We start from the raw sequence: 15,761 nt of genomic DNA, 5'->3' as shown, positions 1-15,761 counted from the left end.
AAATCGGACCCCTTCTATCCTGTACACTATGAAAAAAGTTCAGGAAACTGCGGAAAAGATCCGGACAATGGAAATCCGGGGTGCAGGCAGGATTGCAAAAGCTGCGGCTGAAGCCATCAGGGATTATACTGCAGGGCTTGAGGCAGCTTCAATGGAGGATTTCAGTGCCCGAATTCGGGAAGTTTCTGACCTCCTCATCAGCACCCGCCCGACAGCTGTCTCCCTCCCTAACGCTGTTAAGCTCTCTTCTCGCTACTCCTCCGGGAATGTGGAAGAAGCAAGGCAGGAGATCCTCGAAAATGCTTCCCGTTTTATAGAAAGAGCCGATAAAGCTCTTGAAAGGATCGGAAAAATGGGAGCCAGGAGGATTCAGGACGGGGACGTCATCATGACCCACTGCAACTCCCATGCAGCCCTTTCGATTATCACAACGGCTTTTGAGGAAGGAAAGGATATCTCGGTCTTTGCCACGGAAAGCCGCCCCCGCCGCCAGGGCTTATTAACCATCCGGCACCTGAACGGTTTCGGGATCCCTACAACCCTTATCGTGGACTCGGCGGTGCGCTACTATATGAAAGAGGTGGACAAGGTCATCGTGGGAGCTGATGCGATTGCTGCAAATGGAGCCCTGGTGAACAAGGTAGGGACCTCGCAGCTCGCCCTTGCGGCTCACGAAGCCCGGAAAAGTTTCATGGTCGCTGCCGAAACCTACAAGTTCAGCCCGAGCACCATCGTCGGAAACCCGATCGAAATCGAAGAAAGGGCTGCAGAAGAAGTAATCGACCTTTCAATTCTGGCAGACCTCCCTTACGTGAAGGTGAAAAACCCGGCATTTGACTTCACCCCTGCCGAATACATCGACATGATCATAACCGATGTAGGGATCATCCCCCCTGCCATGGCCTACACGATTATAAAAGAGCATCTTGGCTGGGAACTCGGGGACCTTTGACGGTCTGGTTTCCAGCTGGATTCAAGAAGGGCTTTATCTTTTATCGGCCCCGTAGAAATCCTGCCGCATTGCTGGAAAAGCCCGGAGTGTGACCGATTCCTGACCCAAATTAAGTCAGGGCTTTATACTCATATCGTTCCCGGCTCTCTCACCGCCCGCCTCAGCGGGCGGCCTTTTCCTAATTCACTGAGTAAAATTGCTTATAAAAAAATGATGGAGAGGAAATCCTTCACTCTGATTTTTCATCCTGCTTTCGATATTCTGCTTACGACATCTTACTTTTGAGATCCCACCTTCAACACATTACTTTCGCCATCTTGCTTTCGATATCCTGCTTTCTATAACTTACTTTTCAGTCGCCAGGATGACCTTTTTAGTCATCCGGCTGTATTTATTCAGTCACTGCAATGACCTTTTTAGTCATCGTACTATATTTTTCGGTCGCCCAACACTATTTTTATTTATGCAAAGTACTGTCTGGAAAAGCCGGTCGTCGAAGACGACCGGTGAGAGTGTCGGTACCTGAAAAGCAGATTAAAAAAAGGTTTTTAGGGGTAACTCGTATAATGGGTAATTTACAGCTGCCCTGTCGGATTAGTCGGGTTAAATCCTTTTTCTGTGGATTGAAACTTCATTGAAAGATTGGTCTATTTAATATTTTTACATTTTTATCTTCCGCCTCTTGAGGCCGATTCCGAGAGGTTTTCTACAAAGCCCTTTTATCTTTACTTTTTAACCTTTGATCTTTAGTCTTTTATTTTCAATCTTTAATCATCCCGTCCGTGATCCGGAGCACGCGGGTGCATTCTTTTGCAACTTCCGGGTCATGGGTGACCACGATAATCGTCTGCCCTTTTGTGCTTAACTCTTTGAAGATCCGGATAATGGAGTCCCTGGTCTTTGAGTCCACTTCTCCCGTGGGCTCGTCGGCAAGGATGAGGGCCGGGTTATTTGCAAGGGCCCTGGCAATGGAGACGCGCTGCTGTTCTCCTCCCGAGAGTTCTGTAGGCTTGTGGTCCAGCCGTTCTCCCAGGCCCAGTTCTTCCAGAAGTACCTTTGCCCTCTGCTTCCTCTCTTTTTTAGGCACTCCGGAAAAGCGCATTGCAAGTTCTACATTTTCAAGGGCCGAAAGCGTGGGGATCAGGTTATAGTGCTGGAAGACAAACCCGATTTTCTCCCTCCTCACACGGGGAAGCAGCTTTTCCGGTACCTTTGTCAGGTCCGTCCCGTCCAGGACAGCCGTTCCTCCGCTGGCTTTCTCAAGGGTCCCGACAAGGGCCAGCAGGGTTGACTTCCCGGATCCCGAGGGGCCCATGATGGCAAGGAGCTCTCCTTTTCTTACGGATATGCAGGCACAGCGCAGGGCATGGACCGGAATTTTTCCCTGGGTGTAGGTCCTGGAAAGGTTTTCGATTTTCAGGATTATTTCTTGCTCTTCAGGCATGTTTTAACGCCTCCATCGGGCTCATCTTCGAGGCCCGGTATGCAGGATAGAGGCCTGAGAGAGCCCCGATCAACAGGGCAAAGAGCATGGCAATCACAAGGAGCCTGGGGGTTATCAAAAAGAGCACTATCCTGGTCTTTGCAAGCCAGGTGTTCATTATGAATACGGATCCCACTCCCACAAGGATTCCCAGGACTCCTCCGAAAAGGCCCATGCAGGAAGCTTCTCCAAGGGTCAGGAGCAGGATGTCCCTGGTCTCGGCTCCCATGGCTTTTAAAATCCCGAACTCCCGGGTCCGCTCGGCCACGGACATGAGCATGGTGTTCATAACGCAGAGGCCTCCGATAATTGCGGCAAGGAGCCCGGAGCTGATGGTAATCACACTGAAGATCATAAAGGACTGCCTGGCCTGAACTTCGAGTTCCCCGGGGGAAAGGGTGCTTGTCCCTTTGACGCTGAGTTCGATGCGCTTTGAGAGCATCTCGGCGTCCACCCGCTCATCGGGCACGGCAAAGATATAGGACACGGAGTCTCCCACGTTGTACAGGTCCTGGGCAGTCTTAAGGGGAATGATCACGGCGTTGTCGAAGATCGAGCCCGTGTAGTCAAGGATCCCGACAACGGTAAAGTACTTGTCGTGGATTTCGAACTTGCTCCCAACCTGGAGCTCGTACTCCCTCTTGATGTTGTTTCCCACCACCACGTGGTAGGAGTCGCCCGGGTTCAAATAACGGCCCGCTTTCAACTCCACGGGGTAGAGGGCAACACTGGACTTTTCCGGGGGGACGCCCAGGATCTGTTTTCCGGTCATCCCCATCTTGTCCTCGTCAAAGGTGGTCATCAAAAGCCCGTAGGCATCTTTTACCCCGGCAACCCGCAGGACGTCGCTGACCTTATTGTCCGTAAGCCCTCCTCCAAAGACCCCGCTCTCCGCAAAGACCCTGATCTTGTCGCTGGTCACGCTCATGGAACGCTCGAAGGTCTGGTGGAAGTTTTCCGACATGGCACCCATGACAATGACCGCAAAGATCCCGAGGGCGATCCCGCAGATGGTAAGGGCGCTTCGGACTTTACGGTTCGTGATGTTTCGGATTATCAGGTCAAGCATGTCAATCCCGCTTCCGGATTTCAGGGCATTTCGAGGTTCTGGGGCCCTTCATTTTCCTCCTCATCTTCCTCTTCTCCTGCCCTTTTCCTTTTTTCTCCCGAGCAAAACTCCAGAGCAGAGGAATATCCCGAGAACTGCCGGAAGGCCGGAAGCCGGGGATTTTTCCGAAGGAGTTACAACCGCCACAGGTTCAAAGACCCGGAGCACTGTCTCATAGCTGTCCAGGACTTCGCCTTCCGGGTTAATTACGTAGATCATGACATTGTAATCACCCCTGGGAGCCCCCTGCCAGATGATCCCTACGGTATCTTCCTTGCCTGCGGTCAGGATGTCGGCTGTCTCCTCAAAGACCTGCGGTTCTCCTCCTTCGGGAGTCAGCACCACTCTTATAATCCCGTCAAAAGGCACCTGGGACTTTCCTACTACCGTGACGCTGGCCCCGTACTCATCCACGTCCACGTCGGCGTCCAGGATTTCCACTTTTTCCTCAGCCTCAAACTCCGAGATATAAGCCGTGGTAAGGGCAGGGGAGTGAGAGCGGACCTTCAGGAGGGCCGTATAGTTCCTGCCCTTTTCAAGGAGGAAAGGCCAGTAAATTGCTTTGTAGTAAGCGTCCATCACCGGGATGTTTTCCAGTTTTTCGGAGTAGACGATTTCTCCCCCTGTAAGGAGTTTTAAGTCCAGGTCTACCATGCCAGGCTCCGGCATCTGCACGTATCCGAAACCTGTCGGGCTCGCAAGGCTGATCAGGGCCGAGGCTTTTTCGGAGTCTGCGGAAAAGTCCAGGACCTTGAGGTTTGAAAGGACCGCGTTCCTGTAAGAAAAGGAGAGTTTCCGGGTCTCAAGGGTCTCATTCCCGTTTTCAACGAAGATCCGGGCCGTGTAGGAGTCCCGTTCTTTTCCGAAGTCTTCGGGAAGCCCCCAGAAGAGGATTTTTGTGACTTCCTGTCCCTCTTCCACAGGGCCCAGTTGCAGGGTTTCGGATTTCAGGACCTCTTTTCCGGAGCTCAGGGTGAAGCGGAGAGAGGCGTCTTCAAGAGGCTCTCTGAAAAGGACCCTGGCATCGCAGATGTCGTGGTCGGAAAAAAAGTAAGTTATAAGGGCAGTTTCTTCATTTTCTGATGCTTTTACTTCCCCATATCCCATATTTTCCGCTCCTGCGGCAGGGGGGGATGCAATGAAAAAGGCGGTCAGAAGTGCGGATAAAACAAAGAAACAGAAAATAAATGCTTCTGGTTTTGAAAAGTTCATTTTTCCCGGCAGGTTCAAACCCTGGTCCTCCTCTTTTGAAAATTGCAGGCGGCCAGGGCCGGATTTTCCGCCTGGCTCTCTGAAACGTGAATGCAGTATAATATATGCCGGAACCTCTATGTTTAAGTTTTGATGTTCCGGAGGGGGAGGGGTTTAAGTCTTTTTTTCTGCCTTCTTTTTAAGCCTGTTTATGCTATCTTTTTTCCTGCCTTTTATTTCCTGGCCGTGATCCAGGTTCCTTCGGGGATAGGGGACTTCTTGGCTGCCTCTTCGTTAAGGACTTTTTCAAGCAGGGTTGGGTCCCTTGCGTCCAGGACGAGGGTATCGAGTTTGCAGCGTTCGATGATCTTTGCGGCTACGGGGTCTACCGGGGACTTTGAGCCTGCCTTCATCTCGATTGCCATGACGATACTGATGAGCTTTTCAGGAGAGATTTTGTCGTATTTCACTGCGCTGGGGTCGTTTTTCGGGTCTGCGGAATAAACTCCGTCAATGGAGGTTGCAATTGTCAGCAGGTCTGCCCGCAGGAATTCTGCCAGGATTGCCGAAACCGCGTCCGTGGTCTGTCCAGGGGTGATTCCTCCCATGACCACTATCTTTCCGGAGCCCAGGGCCTTTGAGGCTTCAAGGTAGCTGGCCGGGATTTCTGGGTAGGCGTCGGGTCCGAGAGCAGCGATAAGGAGCCTTGCGTTCAGGCGAGTGATCTCGATGCCTATATAGTCGCAGGTTACTTCATCGGCTCCCATGGCGCGGGCTGCGCCGATGTAGTTTCTGGCAGCTTCCCCCCCTCCGGTTATCACGAGCAGCGTATGCTTCTTTGACAGGTTCCGGAGAGCTTCCGCATATTTTAAAAAACGATCCGAATCAAGGTCTTTTGCAAGTATTGAACCGCCTAATGAGAGTACTATGAGCATGATGATCTCTACACATTAACGATTCGGATTTTTAAATGTATCGCTGAATATTTTATCTTTCCTGTTTCGCGTTGTTTTTAGATCTCCGGGTTGCGACAGGGCCCACGATGCCTTTTTAAGTTAAGCCTTTATGGGGTTCACACCGAATATTTTACTCAATTTTTCTTGATTTCCTATTTTTTGAACTTTAATATTAATTTATTCCGGGTTGTAACAGTGTTAATGGATAACTATTTACGTGACTAATTTTAAACTATTGAGGGAAAATAAATCCCAATTTTACTTTTGAAGGAGGCAACATTTTTTGAATAACGAAGTATGTGCTGCGGTTATGGCTGCGGTCTCCAGTATTCAGAACCTTACGAACGACAGAATCGAAGCCCTTACCAAAGGCCATGGAATGACAAACATCGGCGCAATGTGCGCTGCAAATGCCATCGCTACCGAGCTCTTCAGGGGCGCCAACATCAAGCTAACGGATGAGGATAGCGGCAGCCTTCAAATTGACCATGTACTCGAAAAGGGGATCGAAGCCGCAAGGGAAGCGGGGGCAAGTCCGGCAAACGCCGCCCTTTTTGCCGCCAGCATCTGCTACTTTGCAGGTTCCAATGCTCAGGCAGGGGTCCCTGCAGGGAACCGGAAGATAGGGGCTCTTGCCCGCATGATCGCAGGCGCGGACAGGACAGGGGTCATTTCAGTCCCGACTCCCAAGTCCAACAACAAGGTCTCGGGCTTTGCAGCGGTCCAGGCAATCTACAGAGCCATGGAGGAAGGAAAACTTACCCGGATCGACGGGCGCAAACTTCCCCTGGGCGTTGCCGGAGGTCCGCTCTACGGGCACAACACCCTTGGTGAAGATATCGGGTTCCCTGAAGTCGCCATGAACGCGGCAAAAATCGGGACCGAAGCGATGATGAAAGCTTACTGGGGAGCAGGAGTTTCCGCAAGCCCGGTCATTTCGGCAATCCTTGGGGCTGCGGCATCCCTGGAAATCGTTCATCCTGACGCTTTCGTTGGTGAAGAGTACGGAGGGTTCTTTGACGTAAACAGTGCTTACCTCGCAGGAAAGGCTGCCTGTGAAGCCGCAGGTATTCCGGAAAAGCTCCACATGAGGGGAACAGGCGAAGAATACGATTCCGCCAGGCTTGTAGGAGACCTGGGAGTCATTATAAAGGACATCGGTGCCCCAACCGTTGTCGGAATGATGTCTTTTGGGGAAATGCTCTGTGCTTTCCAGGAATCAGTCCAGATAGGAGCAGGTTTCTCCGGCGGCCCTATCATGCCTCCTCTTGGACATATGACCGGAGACTGTATCATCGCCCTGAGAGCCCTGATCAAATGCGAATCTGACGTCGAAAAAGCTGCAGATATAATTGCGGAAGTCAAAAAGAACGAATGGCTGGACCCCGAAATTGCTGCTGTTGCCCTGAACACCATTTCCCGGAAGACCGAGCAGGTCAGGAGAGGTCCGGTTACCCGTACAATGATCCTCGGGACCGACGGCGTGCGCTCGGCTGCAATTTTCCGGAGGGCCCAGAAAGCCTATGATGACCTGAAGGCCGGAAAGTCAGTGGAAGACGTTGTCCGGGAACTTGACATCGAGCGGAAGACAACCGTTGAGACCAGGGCCGCAGCTATGCTCGGGGCCATGACCGGCCATGAACTAAAGATTGAAATCAAGAAACTGGTCGGTGGAGCCCGCAGGGACCACCCCTTCACGAATTCTTACTACGGCTTTGACACGGACGCCGACGTGGACGTGACCGTGGACGGGAACAAGTTCGAGCTCCGCGGGCTAGGACAGACCGTGATCCCTGATGCCATATTCAACGACAAGCAGGACCTCCTGGAGATCATACCCCTGGCAGCCATCCCTGTCTGTGAACTGCAGCTTTCGGGCCACTCCGTGATCAACATCACCGTGCCTGCAGCCGTGGCTGCAGCAATGAAGATACTTGATCCAAAAGAGGCTGCAAAGCTTGCTGAAAAGGGTGGAAAAGCCGGTACTGCTGCAATCCCCGGAGCCCGGGAAAAAGCTTTTGACGTTGCAAAACTTGCAGTCCGGATAATAGAGTCTATGGAAGGCATCTGAACATCCTCAGGATAATGGAATTCCTCAGGATAATGGAATTCCTCAGGATAATGGAATCCATGAAAAATATCTGAACCCCACCAATCCAGAAAGGAAAAACGGTTTACTTCGGCAGAGAGGAAAGAAATCCATCTCTTCAGGCATTTGCTGCCCTTTCCATCTCTGCCCTCTCAATTTTTCTTTCTAAAAGTTTTCCGGAGGGCTTGCTTTGCTGTTAATGACCAATGTTGACAACATTACCTGCGACCAGGTGCCCTACCTGATTGAGGAGTTGATGAAACTAGGGGCTAAAAATGTACATGTAGTGCCCGCTTTTACAAAGAAGGGCCGGAGCGAATATATTTTCCTTATTGACAGCGGGGATGCTGCCCTTGATTCCCTTGCTGAGTTCATGGCCCTTGAGACCGGCACTCTCGGTGTCAGGGTTCTGAAGACCGAACACTACCCCTTTGCCTATGAACTAATAAAACTTTACTTTTCCTTAAGGGACGAAGAGGATTTGCCTCTCTGGGAGGGGGAAGTCAATGTAAAGGTAGTTATAGGAAAAGAACAAAAGCCTCTTTCTGCCCGGGTGGAGTATGAGGAGTTGAGGGAACTGGCATCCAGTGTCCGGAAGGCGGGCCTCGAACTTTCAATGTACGAGCTAAAAGAGCTTATCGAAGGAAAAGCCCTGAAGGGTATAAAGGACTTCACCCTGAATTTCGGTGAACAGGCAGAAGAAGGGACAGTCTCTCCTCTGGCTCCTGTTTCGAAAAAACTGTGCTGTACGGATAAGGCGAAAACCTGTTTCAGGAACTAATTCCTGTTTTTTAACCTTTTTCGGGTTTACGGGTTTTTCAAAAAGTAGTTCTTTTTCTGGAATATTTTTATCGTGGAAGTTATTATCTTAAAATGTCCATAGCTTGGAAGGTGGTCCCTCTGGATCTAGCAAAGGTTTTACAGGATATCAAAAACGGAAAAATCGGGCTTGAAGCTGCGGAAGAACAGATCCGGTCCATGGGTTTTGTCAGTTACTCTAGCATTGCAAAGGTAGACACCCACAGGAAGAACCGGACCGGGATCATGGAAGCTGTCCTTGCCGACTGCAAAGAGCCTGAAGATGTTGTGGAGATTGCAAGGATCATGGCTTCGGAGAGCCGGAGGGCCCTGATCACCCGGGTTTCGGCTTCCCACCTGGAAGCTTTGAAAGCGGCCTTTTCCCCGGATAAACTTGAATGGAACAGCCGCGCCCGCACAGTTGTGGTCCATGACGGGACTCCTGCCCCGAGGACAGGCGGGGTAGTCGGGGTAATTTCCGCAGGCACGGCTGACATCCCTGCAGCAGAAGAGGCCGGGGTCGTTGCTTCCGAGATGGGGTGCGAGGTCGTCTCGGTCTACGACGTGGGGGTTGCAGGCATCCACAGACTGATCCCCGAACTCCAGAAACTCAAAGCCAGGAATCCGGGAGCGATCGTTGTTGCCGCAGGCAGGGAAGGGACGCTTCCGACCGTAGTGTCCGGGCTTGTAGACGTGCCTGTAATCGGGCTTCCGGTGTCCACCGGCTACGGGGCAGGCGGGGGAGGAAAAGCGGCTCTCCTGTCAATGCTCCAGTCCTGTTCCATCCTTGCCGTGGTGAACATCGATGCCGGTTTTGTGGCAGGGGCTTACGCAGCCCGGATTGCCAACATGATTGCAGACGCATCCGGGGCCGGGGCAAAACCGGAAAATAAAGATCCGCAGGAATAAATTGAAAATAAGAGTACAGGAATTCCCATGAAAGCATTGATCTTCAATCCTTTTTCGGGGGCTGCGGGGGACATGATCCTCGGGTGTGCCCTTGACCTCGGGGCTGACCGGGAGTATGTCCGGGAACTGGTGGAAGCTTCCGTGGACGTCTCCATGGAAGTCCGGGAAGTGGTAAAAAAGGGCATAAAAGCTCTGGATGTCCGGATAAATGTGCCCGAAAAAGAGGCGGTCCGTACATACCCGGAACTTGTGGATATGGTTAAATCCGCAAAACTGCCCCCTAAAGTGGAGGCAAGTGCCCTTGACATCTTTTTGAAGATGGCTGAGGCCGAAGCTGCCGTCCACGGGAAAAGCGACCTTGCAGACCTTCATTTTCATGAAGTGGGACAGAGCGACGCCCTTGCCGATGTTATCGGCTCCTCGGCAGCCGTCCATGCCCTGGGCTGCGACTCAGTCTACTGCACCCCTATCAATGTGGGCAGCGGCACTATCGAAGCCGCCCACGGGACTCTCCCTGTGCCTGCCCCTGCAACCCTTGAAATTCTCAGGAGGGGCAAGCTCTACTTTAAGGGCAGCAACGTGAAAAAAGAGCTGCTGACTCCAACCGGGGCAGCTGTCCTTGCCCATTTTGCAAGGCCTGTCGAGGCTTTTCCCCAGGGCAGGGTAACTTCAGTAGGGTACGGGGCAGGGGATGCCGACCTTCCGGGCCCGAACGTGCTCCAGGGCGTACTTTCGGAACTTGACTCCTGCCTGATCCCTGACATGATCGAAGTCCTTGAAACCAATGCCGACGATGTGAGCGGGGAAGTTTTGGGCAACCTCTTTGAAGAACTGCTTGCGATGGGAGCCAGGGATGTCGCTATTATTCCTGCAACCATGAAAAAAGGCAGGCCTGCCCATGTTATCAAAGTCATAGCAAAACCTGAGGACAGTGCAAAGCTTGCCCGGAAAATAATTGTTGAGACGGGCTCTCTGGGGATAAGAGTGGTCCCTACCAGGCACAGGCTGATGGCAGCCCGGAATATAGAGATAATAAGCTTTGAGGTTGAGGGGCAGGAATTTGAAACGGCGGTCAAAATTGCACGTGACTCGGAAGGTGTCCTGCTCAATATCTCTGCCGAGTTTGAGGACTGCAAGCAGATTGCAAGGAAGAGCGGAGTCCCGGTAAAAGAGGTCATGCGCAGGGCCGAAGAGACTGCGAGGAAGCTTTTTGCCTGATCTAAAAAAAGGACTATGAGAAAAGGACTAAGAGAAAAGGACTAAGAGAAAAGGACTAAGAGAAAAGAATTGAGAGAAAAGTAAAGGCCTGAAATCCGGCCTTTTACTTTCCAATTTTCGATTTGAGAATATTTTTACTGATTATTTCAGAGTTTGCCCATGGAGTGCAGGAGTTCCGCATTAAGGACGCTTGCCCCGGCAGCTCCGCGGATGGTGTTGTGGCCCATTGCGATATAGCGGATTCCTTCCCTTATCCTGCCGACAGAAACGCTCATGCCTTTGCCCATGTTGCGGTCAAGGCGCGGCTGTGGCCTGTCTGCTTCGTCTCTTACGATAAGGGACCTTTTCGGTTCCGAGGGGAGTTCTCCCAGTTTCGGGTCGAAGTCCAGGAAGGCTTTCCTGACCTCTTCAGGGGTCGGGTTGTCTCTCATTCCGGCCCAGATGGCTTCGGTGTGCCCGTCAACCACGGGGACCCTGTGGCAGGAGGCGCTTACCTTTATGTCCGCAGGCAGGACTTCGGAACCGTTGAACTCTCCGAGGAGCTTTAAGGTTTCGGTTTCCATCTTCTTCTCTTCGCTTCCTATGTAAGGAATTACATTGTCGTAGATTGCCATTGCGGCAACTCCGGAGAAGCCTGCGCCTGAAATCGCCTGCATGGTTGCGACCTGGATAGTCTCAAGCCCGAACTGCATGAGGGGCTTTAAGGTCACGGTCATGACGATGGTGGAACAGTTGGGATTTGTGATAATGTACCCGTCCCAGCCCCGTGTGTCCTGCTGGACTTCAAGGAGTCCCAGGTGATCGGGGTTTACCTCGGGTATAACAAGAGGGATGTCTTTTTCCATCCTGTAGGCCGAAGCGTTGCTTGCCACTGCAAACCCGGCTTTTGCAAAATCGGGCTCAACTGTAAGGGCAAGGTCTGCAGGAAGGGCCGAAAAGACCACGTCCGCATCCACAGCTCTCGGGTCTACGGGGACAACTTCTAGGTTTTCTACACTTTCCGGCATGGGGGTGTCAAGCCTCCAGTTTGCCGCTTCTTTGTATGTTTTGCCGGCGCTTCTTTCGGATGCTGCAAGGGCTGTGATCTCAAACCAGGGGTGGTTTGCAAGTGCTTCTACAAATCTCTGCCCTACAGCGCCAGTGGCGCCTAAAATACCCGCTTTAACTGCTACCATTTAAAAAGCTACCTCCGGAGAGAAAAGAAATAATTCGATAAAAAGGAAAAAGAAAAATGGAATAAAAAAATTATTCCATGATGACCGTTGTTTTTACTCTTCTACTTTGATTGCCTGGTTCGGGCATGCTTCTTCACATGCACCGCATTCTACACATTCATCCTGGTCGACTACTGCGAGTCCCTTTTCTTCGTCAAGGGTAATTGCCTCGGAGGGGCATTCATCGACACAGGTTCCGCATCCGGAACATTCATCTGCATTAACTATCGCTGGCATATTTCTTCACACTCCTTTTGATTATTCGATATATGTCCTGGAAATTAGTAGGGGCGTTTTTGAAACTTCCATAGAATATCGAAAACTTTAGTCATAGCGACATTACTCAGATAAACATAAAAACTTATCGCTTTTTAGCAAAAAGCATGTCTCCTGAATTCGCATTGAAAGGGGCGCACGCTACCAAAAATTATATTTTTAAAAATATGGAAAAAAAGGCCGGAAAGGCATAAGAACGAATGCCTGTTCCTTTCTCAGCACACGGAGTCGTGCATGGCAATCCCGGAATCTGTCAGGCGATACATCCCGTCTTCCAATTTCAGCATATTTTCCTTGAGCAGGAAATCCATATGGAACTTGAAAAAGAAATCGTTTAACCCTGACTCATTTTTCAGATCCTCTTCAGTCTTCCCGAAGACCCCCACTGTCCTGAGGAGTTTTCTCCTTGCGGGATTTATGGAAACCTTTTCCATCATGATGTGTTCCTGTTTGACAGCTTCGCCTTCAGTAGGTTCCCCCTGCCTGGCGAGATAGGCATCAAGTTCGTCGACGTCTTCGTTCATGTGGAAACTCCTTTTTCTGTTTTGGTTTTTAATTAAATTGGTTTTGATTAACCGGTTTTTTGATAACCCGGTTTTTTGATTAACCGGTTTTTTGATTAACCGGTTTTTTGATTAACCGGTTTTTTGATTAACCGGTTTTTGAGGAATTAAGTCCCGATATTTTTAAATGTTCCGGAACGATTGAAGTAAGGCATTTGTTGGGTATGCCGGCCAGTTTAAGGGCCCTTCCAATCTTTCCTTTTATTTTTGCGGGTTCAGATCTCTTTCCCTTTGCTCAGGCCCTTGTTAATTTTACAAGGTTCTGCCCGCTTCCGTGCCCGTGTTCTTTCTGTTCCTTTTTCTCAAAAGGGACCCCTGCTTCCCGGAGTTTTTCTTCAAGAGTGCTTTCTACAATTCCCGTAAGCTTTTCTTTCGGGACCCTGGTTATGGCGGAAAGCAGCCTCATCTCAGGTTCCTTGCTTCTCCGGTTAAGGATAAGTTCTACCTGGGGGGATTCCTTTGAGGATGTCACACTGCCCTTGACCATGGAGTCCGGGAGTTTTACCGAGAGCTTTACATGCCCCACAAAGTCCGGGTTAATTTCCTTTACACTGTCCCGAATGGTTTTCAGGCTCTCTTCTACAAGGGCCATGCTTATTTCGGGAGAAAGGAGGCCGGATTCAAGGGTATACCCCACAGAGTAAGCCGAGACCTCCGAAAGCTCCACGGAATTTAGTTTCTCTGGCCTTGGCTTTTCCTGTCCCTGAAGGTCAAGGCATCCGTATAGGCTTTCGAATTGTTCGTCTCCCAGTTTTGCCGAGAATTTGAGGATTCTGGCTTCGGGGTTCAGTTCCAGAAGCATCCTTTCCGTGGCCAGGATTATCTCTCCGGGAGCAGTATCCACCTTGTTTATGCAGAGGATTTCGGCTTCCCGTATCTGGGTCTCGATAAACCTGGGAATCTCCTTTGCTTCTGTTCCAAAGCGGCCAGGGTCCACAAGGGTCACCACCGGGGCGAAGGAAAGTTCGGAAAGTCCCATTGTCTCGATTTCTTCCCTTATCTGCCCCGGGAAGGCGATCCCCGTGGGCTCGATTATGACCACATCGGGTTTGAACTCTTCTTCCAGGGTCTGGAGGGTATACTGCATGCTGATCCTCAGGGTGCAGCAGATGCAGCCGCTGGTCAGCTCCTCAGTCGCAATGCCGGGACTTGTGAGCATGTCCCCGTCGAGCCCTATTTCCCCTATTTCGTTTACTATGATGGCGATCTTTTTTCCGGCATAACTGAGCTGCCTGCTTAATTTCAGAATAGTGGTTGTTTTCCCGCTTCCGAGAAAACCCCCTATGATCATGACCTGCATGTTTTTCCTGTCCTTTTTTCCATTTTTTTTGTTTTTTCTGTCCCTTTTTCTGTGATGCAGTGAAATTTCTATTTCCGACGCTATGATTATTCTAATATATTTACAGATATATATAAAATTAGCAGATCCTTCTGACTGACGCTGGGAAAAAAATGAAATGAAAATGAGGTAAATGAGATATAAATAAAGTGAAAATGAGGTAATTGGAGGTAATTGGAGGTAATTGGAGGTAATTGGAGGTAATTGGAGGTAATTGGAGGTAAAAATCGGGGTTGAAATTCTTCAGAGTTTAGGCAACACGCGCAGCCCGAGTTCAGTCAGCCTGTAGGTCTTTTTTTCGTCCTGATAAAGGAAATCAGCGCTTATCAGGATCTCGGTGTGGAACTTCAGGGAAACTTCACTGAGGCCGGTTTCTTTAAGGAGTTCTTCCATGTTTTTTCCGAGGAAGCAGACAGCCTTGATAATGTCCCTGCGCACAGGGTTGGATGCCGCATTATAGGTCTTCTCACACTTTTCCTGCAGCAGTTCTTCCTCAGTTTTTATCCGGGAATCGATAAAAAGGTCAAGTTCATCTTTTTCTTCCATTGTTTGAGTCTCCCTTCCACCAGGTTAATTCGATTTTTGAAAATTGGAAGGGTCTGTATATAACGATTTTGATTTATGATGCTCTAAAAAAAGAAATACTTGCGTTCCCACCCAAGAAAACCTGGAATTCTTGAACGGCATTCAAGAGAGTTTTTTCTGGGAAGAGATACAAAATATTGAATTCGATGTGTGGTTGCGCTTTTGTTGGTTTTATTTTTATTTCCCTAATTCCCTGTTTTCATTCTTTCGTGTGGAGTAGTGTTCGCTGTGGGGTTAAAGGGATGAGAACGCAATGTATACTACGACCTTCCGGTATTTAATACTTTTGAAAATATATGTAACACATAATGCTACTACTTCTTTCTAATATTGTTGCACTTCTCTAATTTTACATCATTGGTCTAATGTTATTTAACCTTTGTAATATTGTGTTATAGTCTCCTCTTCAAATAGCGCAACACCTTTTGTGTGTATGCATTGCTTCCGTGACTACTCCCGTCACTGAAGTGACTGGCATCTACCAGAATTCTGGAGAGATTGTAATCCCAATCTCAGAATATTCATAGCAGCGTTATGATCTCTATCGAGAACCAGTCCACAGTAAGGACAACTGTGTATTCTCTCTGATAGTTCTTTTTTGACTATTTGACCACAGCCTGAGCACATTTGAGACGTATTACACGGATTGACAAACTCTACACGTTTACCAGCCCATTCTGCCTTGTAAGACGTGATAGTTATCAATTTACTCCATGCTGCATCCGCAATATGCTTTGCCAGGCAATGATTTTTTGTCATACCTTTGACATTAAGATCTTCAAATATGAGGCTCTTCGTCATTCTCTATGGATTAGGTGATTTTCACTTCAAGCCCGCATTGGTTTTTGTGATGGCTTACCACACAAAACAACGAAGAGCCAAATATGATCAAGTCGTAAGCTCTGACCAGATTAAGACTTACTTTTTGTACAAAATCTTCTCTCTTGTTTGCGATTCTTTCATGAACACGTTGAACAGCTTTCAAAGCTTTTGCTCTTTTTGGTGTTCCTTTTTCAAGTTTGGAAAGCTTTCTCTGAACTTTTGCAAGAGCTTTTTCTTCTGTCACAAAGAACCTTGGAT

General features: G+C 49.6%; 16 protein-coding genes. 5 read left to right on the top strand and 11 right to left on the bottom strand.

Features of this window, described 5'->3' with window-relative positions:
• The first annotated feature begins 28 nt into the window (after positions 1–28).
• Positions 29–952: a ribose 1,5-bisphosphate isomerase gene (locus tag FTO70_RS11680; RefSeq protein ID WP_255335936.1), complete on the top strand. Its 924-nt coding sequence runs from the start codon at positions 29–31 to the stop codon at positions 950–952.
• Positions 953–1,712: 760 nt separating this feature from the next.
• On the opposite strand, the gene FTO70_RS11675 is transcribed toward FTO70_RS11680, so the two are convergent.
• The 4 genes from FTO70_RS11675 to pyrH form a co-directional block, all read right to left on the bottom strand.
• A complete protein-coding gene (locus tag FTO70_RS11675) occupies positions 1,713–2,396 on the bottom strand; it encodes an ABC transporter ATP-binding protein (RefSeq protein WP_255335935.1) in 684 nt (227 codons plus the stop codon).
• On the bottom strand, positions 2,389–3,504 hold the full coding sequence (locus tag FTO70_RS11670; RefSeq protein ID WP_255335934.1) for an ABC transporter permease: 1,116 nt from the start codon (positions 3,502–3,504) through the stop codon (positions 2,389–2,391). Before FTO70_RS11670 ends, FTO70_RS11675 begins: the two co-directional genes overlap by 8 nt.
• A 60-nt stretch (positions 3,505–3,564) precedes the next feature.
• Positions 3,565–4,650: a hypothetical protein gene (locus FTO70_RS11665; RefSeq protein WP_255335933.1), complete on the bottom strand. Its 1,086-nt coding sequence runs from the start codon at positions 4,648–4,650 to the stop codon at positions 3,565–3,567.
• Positions 4,651–4,967: 317 nt separating this feature from the next.
• Positions 4,968–5,669, bottom strand: coding sequence for a UMP kinase (pyrH, locus tag FTO70_RS11660; RefSeq protein ID WP_255335932.1), 702 nt, complete (start codon positions 5,667–5,669; stop codon positions 4,968–4,970).
• Between the two features lie 304 nt (positions 5,670–5,973).
• Between pyrH and FTO70_RS11655 the strand changes: the two genes are divergently transcribed.
• The 4 genes from FTO70_RS11655 to larC (FTO70_RS11640) all read left to right on the top strand — a co-directional run bounded on the left by FTO70_RS11655 (position 5,974) and on the right by larC (FTO70_RS11640) (position 10,704).
• Positions 5,974–7,761 (top strand): hypothetical protein, encoded by a 1,788-nt coding sequence (locus tag FTO70_RS11655; protein WP_255335931.1) that lies wholly within the window; start codon positions 5,974–5,976, stop codon positions 7,759–7,761.
• A 217-nt stretch (positions 7,762–7,978) separates the two neighbouring features.
• Positions 7,979–8,560: a nickel insertion protein gene (gene larC / locus FTO70_RS11650; protein ID WP_255335990.1), complete on the top strand. Its 582-nt coding sequence runs from the start codon at positions 7,979–7,981 to the stop codon at positions 8,558–8,560.
• Positions 8,561–8,679: 119 nt separating this feature from the next.
• A complete protein-coding gene (gene larB / locus FTO70_RS11645) occupies positions 8,680–9,486 on the top strand; it encodes a nickel pincer cofactor biosynthesis protein LarB (RefSeq protein WP_255335989.1) in 807 nt (268 codons plus the stop codon).
• Between the two features lie 27 nt (positions 9,487–9,513).
• Positions 9,514–10,704 carry a nickel pincer cofactor biosynthesis protein LarC gene (gene larC, locus FTO70_RS11640; protein WP_255335930.1) on the top strand — a complete coding sequence of 397 codons (1,191 nt, stop codon included), beginning with the start codon at positions 9,514–9,516 and terminating at the stop codon, positions 10,702–10,704.
• Between the two features lie 146 nt (positions 10,705–10,850).
• Here the strand turns inward: larC (FTO70_RS11640) and asd are convergent, their stop codons facing one another.
• The 7 genes from asd to FTO70_RS11605 form a co-directional block, all read right to left on the bottom strand.
• Complete coding sequence (gene asd / locus FTO70_RS11635; RefSeq protein ID WP_255335929.1) at positions 10,851–11,879, bottom strand: aspartate-semialdehyde dehydrogenase; 1,029 nt, start codon at positions 11,877–11,879, stop codon at positions 10,851–10,853.
• A 93-nt stretch (positions 11,880–11,972) separates the two neighbouring features.
• Positions 11,973–12,155 carry a 4Fe-4S binding protein gene (locus tag FTO70_RS11630; RefSeq protein WP_011020483.1) on the bottom strand — a complete coding sequence of 61 codons (183 nt, stop codon included), beginning with the start codon at positions 12,153–12,155 and terminating at the stop codon, positions 11,973–11,975.
• 254 nt (positions 12,156–12,409) lie between these two features.
• Complete coding sequence (locus tag FTO70_RS11625) at positions 12,410–12,718, bottom strand: hypothetical protein (protein WP_255335928.1); 309 nt, start codon at positions 12,716–12,718, stop codon at positions 12,410–12,412.
• Positions 12,719–12,992: 274 nt separating this feature from the next.
• Positions 12,993–14,057 carry a GTP-binding protein gene (locus tag FTO70_RS11620; protein ID WP_255335927.1) on the bottom strand — a complete coding sequence of 355 codons (1,065 nt, stop codon included), beginning with the start codon at positions 14,055–14,057 and terminating at the stop codon, positions 12,993–12,995.
• Positions 14,058–14,339: 282 nt separating this feature from the next.
• Positions 14,340–14,642, bottom strand: coding sequence for a hypothetical protein (locus FTO70_RS11615; RefSeq protein ID WP_255335926.1), 303 nt, complete (start codon positions 14,640–14,642; stop codon positions 14,340–14,342).
• Positions 14,643–15,140: 498 nt separating this feature from the next.
• Positions 15,141–15,440: a transposase gene (locus FTO70_RS11610; protein ID WP_255335925.1), complete on the bottom strand. Its 300-nt coding sequence runs from the start codon at positions 15,438–15,440 to the stop codon at positions 15,141–15,143.
• A gap of 52 nt (positions 15,441–15,492) precedes the next feature.
• The coding region (locus tag FTO70_RS11605) for a transposase (RefSeq protein ID WP_255335924.1) at positions 15,493–15,761 on the bottom strand (269 nt) is incomplete at its 5' end.

It is taken from the genome of Methanosarcina sp. KYL-1, assembly GCF_024372725.1.
Lineage (GTDB): Archaea > Halobacteriota > Methanosarcinia > Methanosarcinales > Methanosarcinaceae > Methanosarcina.
This window is presented reverse-complemented; position numbering and strand designations above follow the sequence as displayed.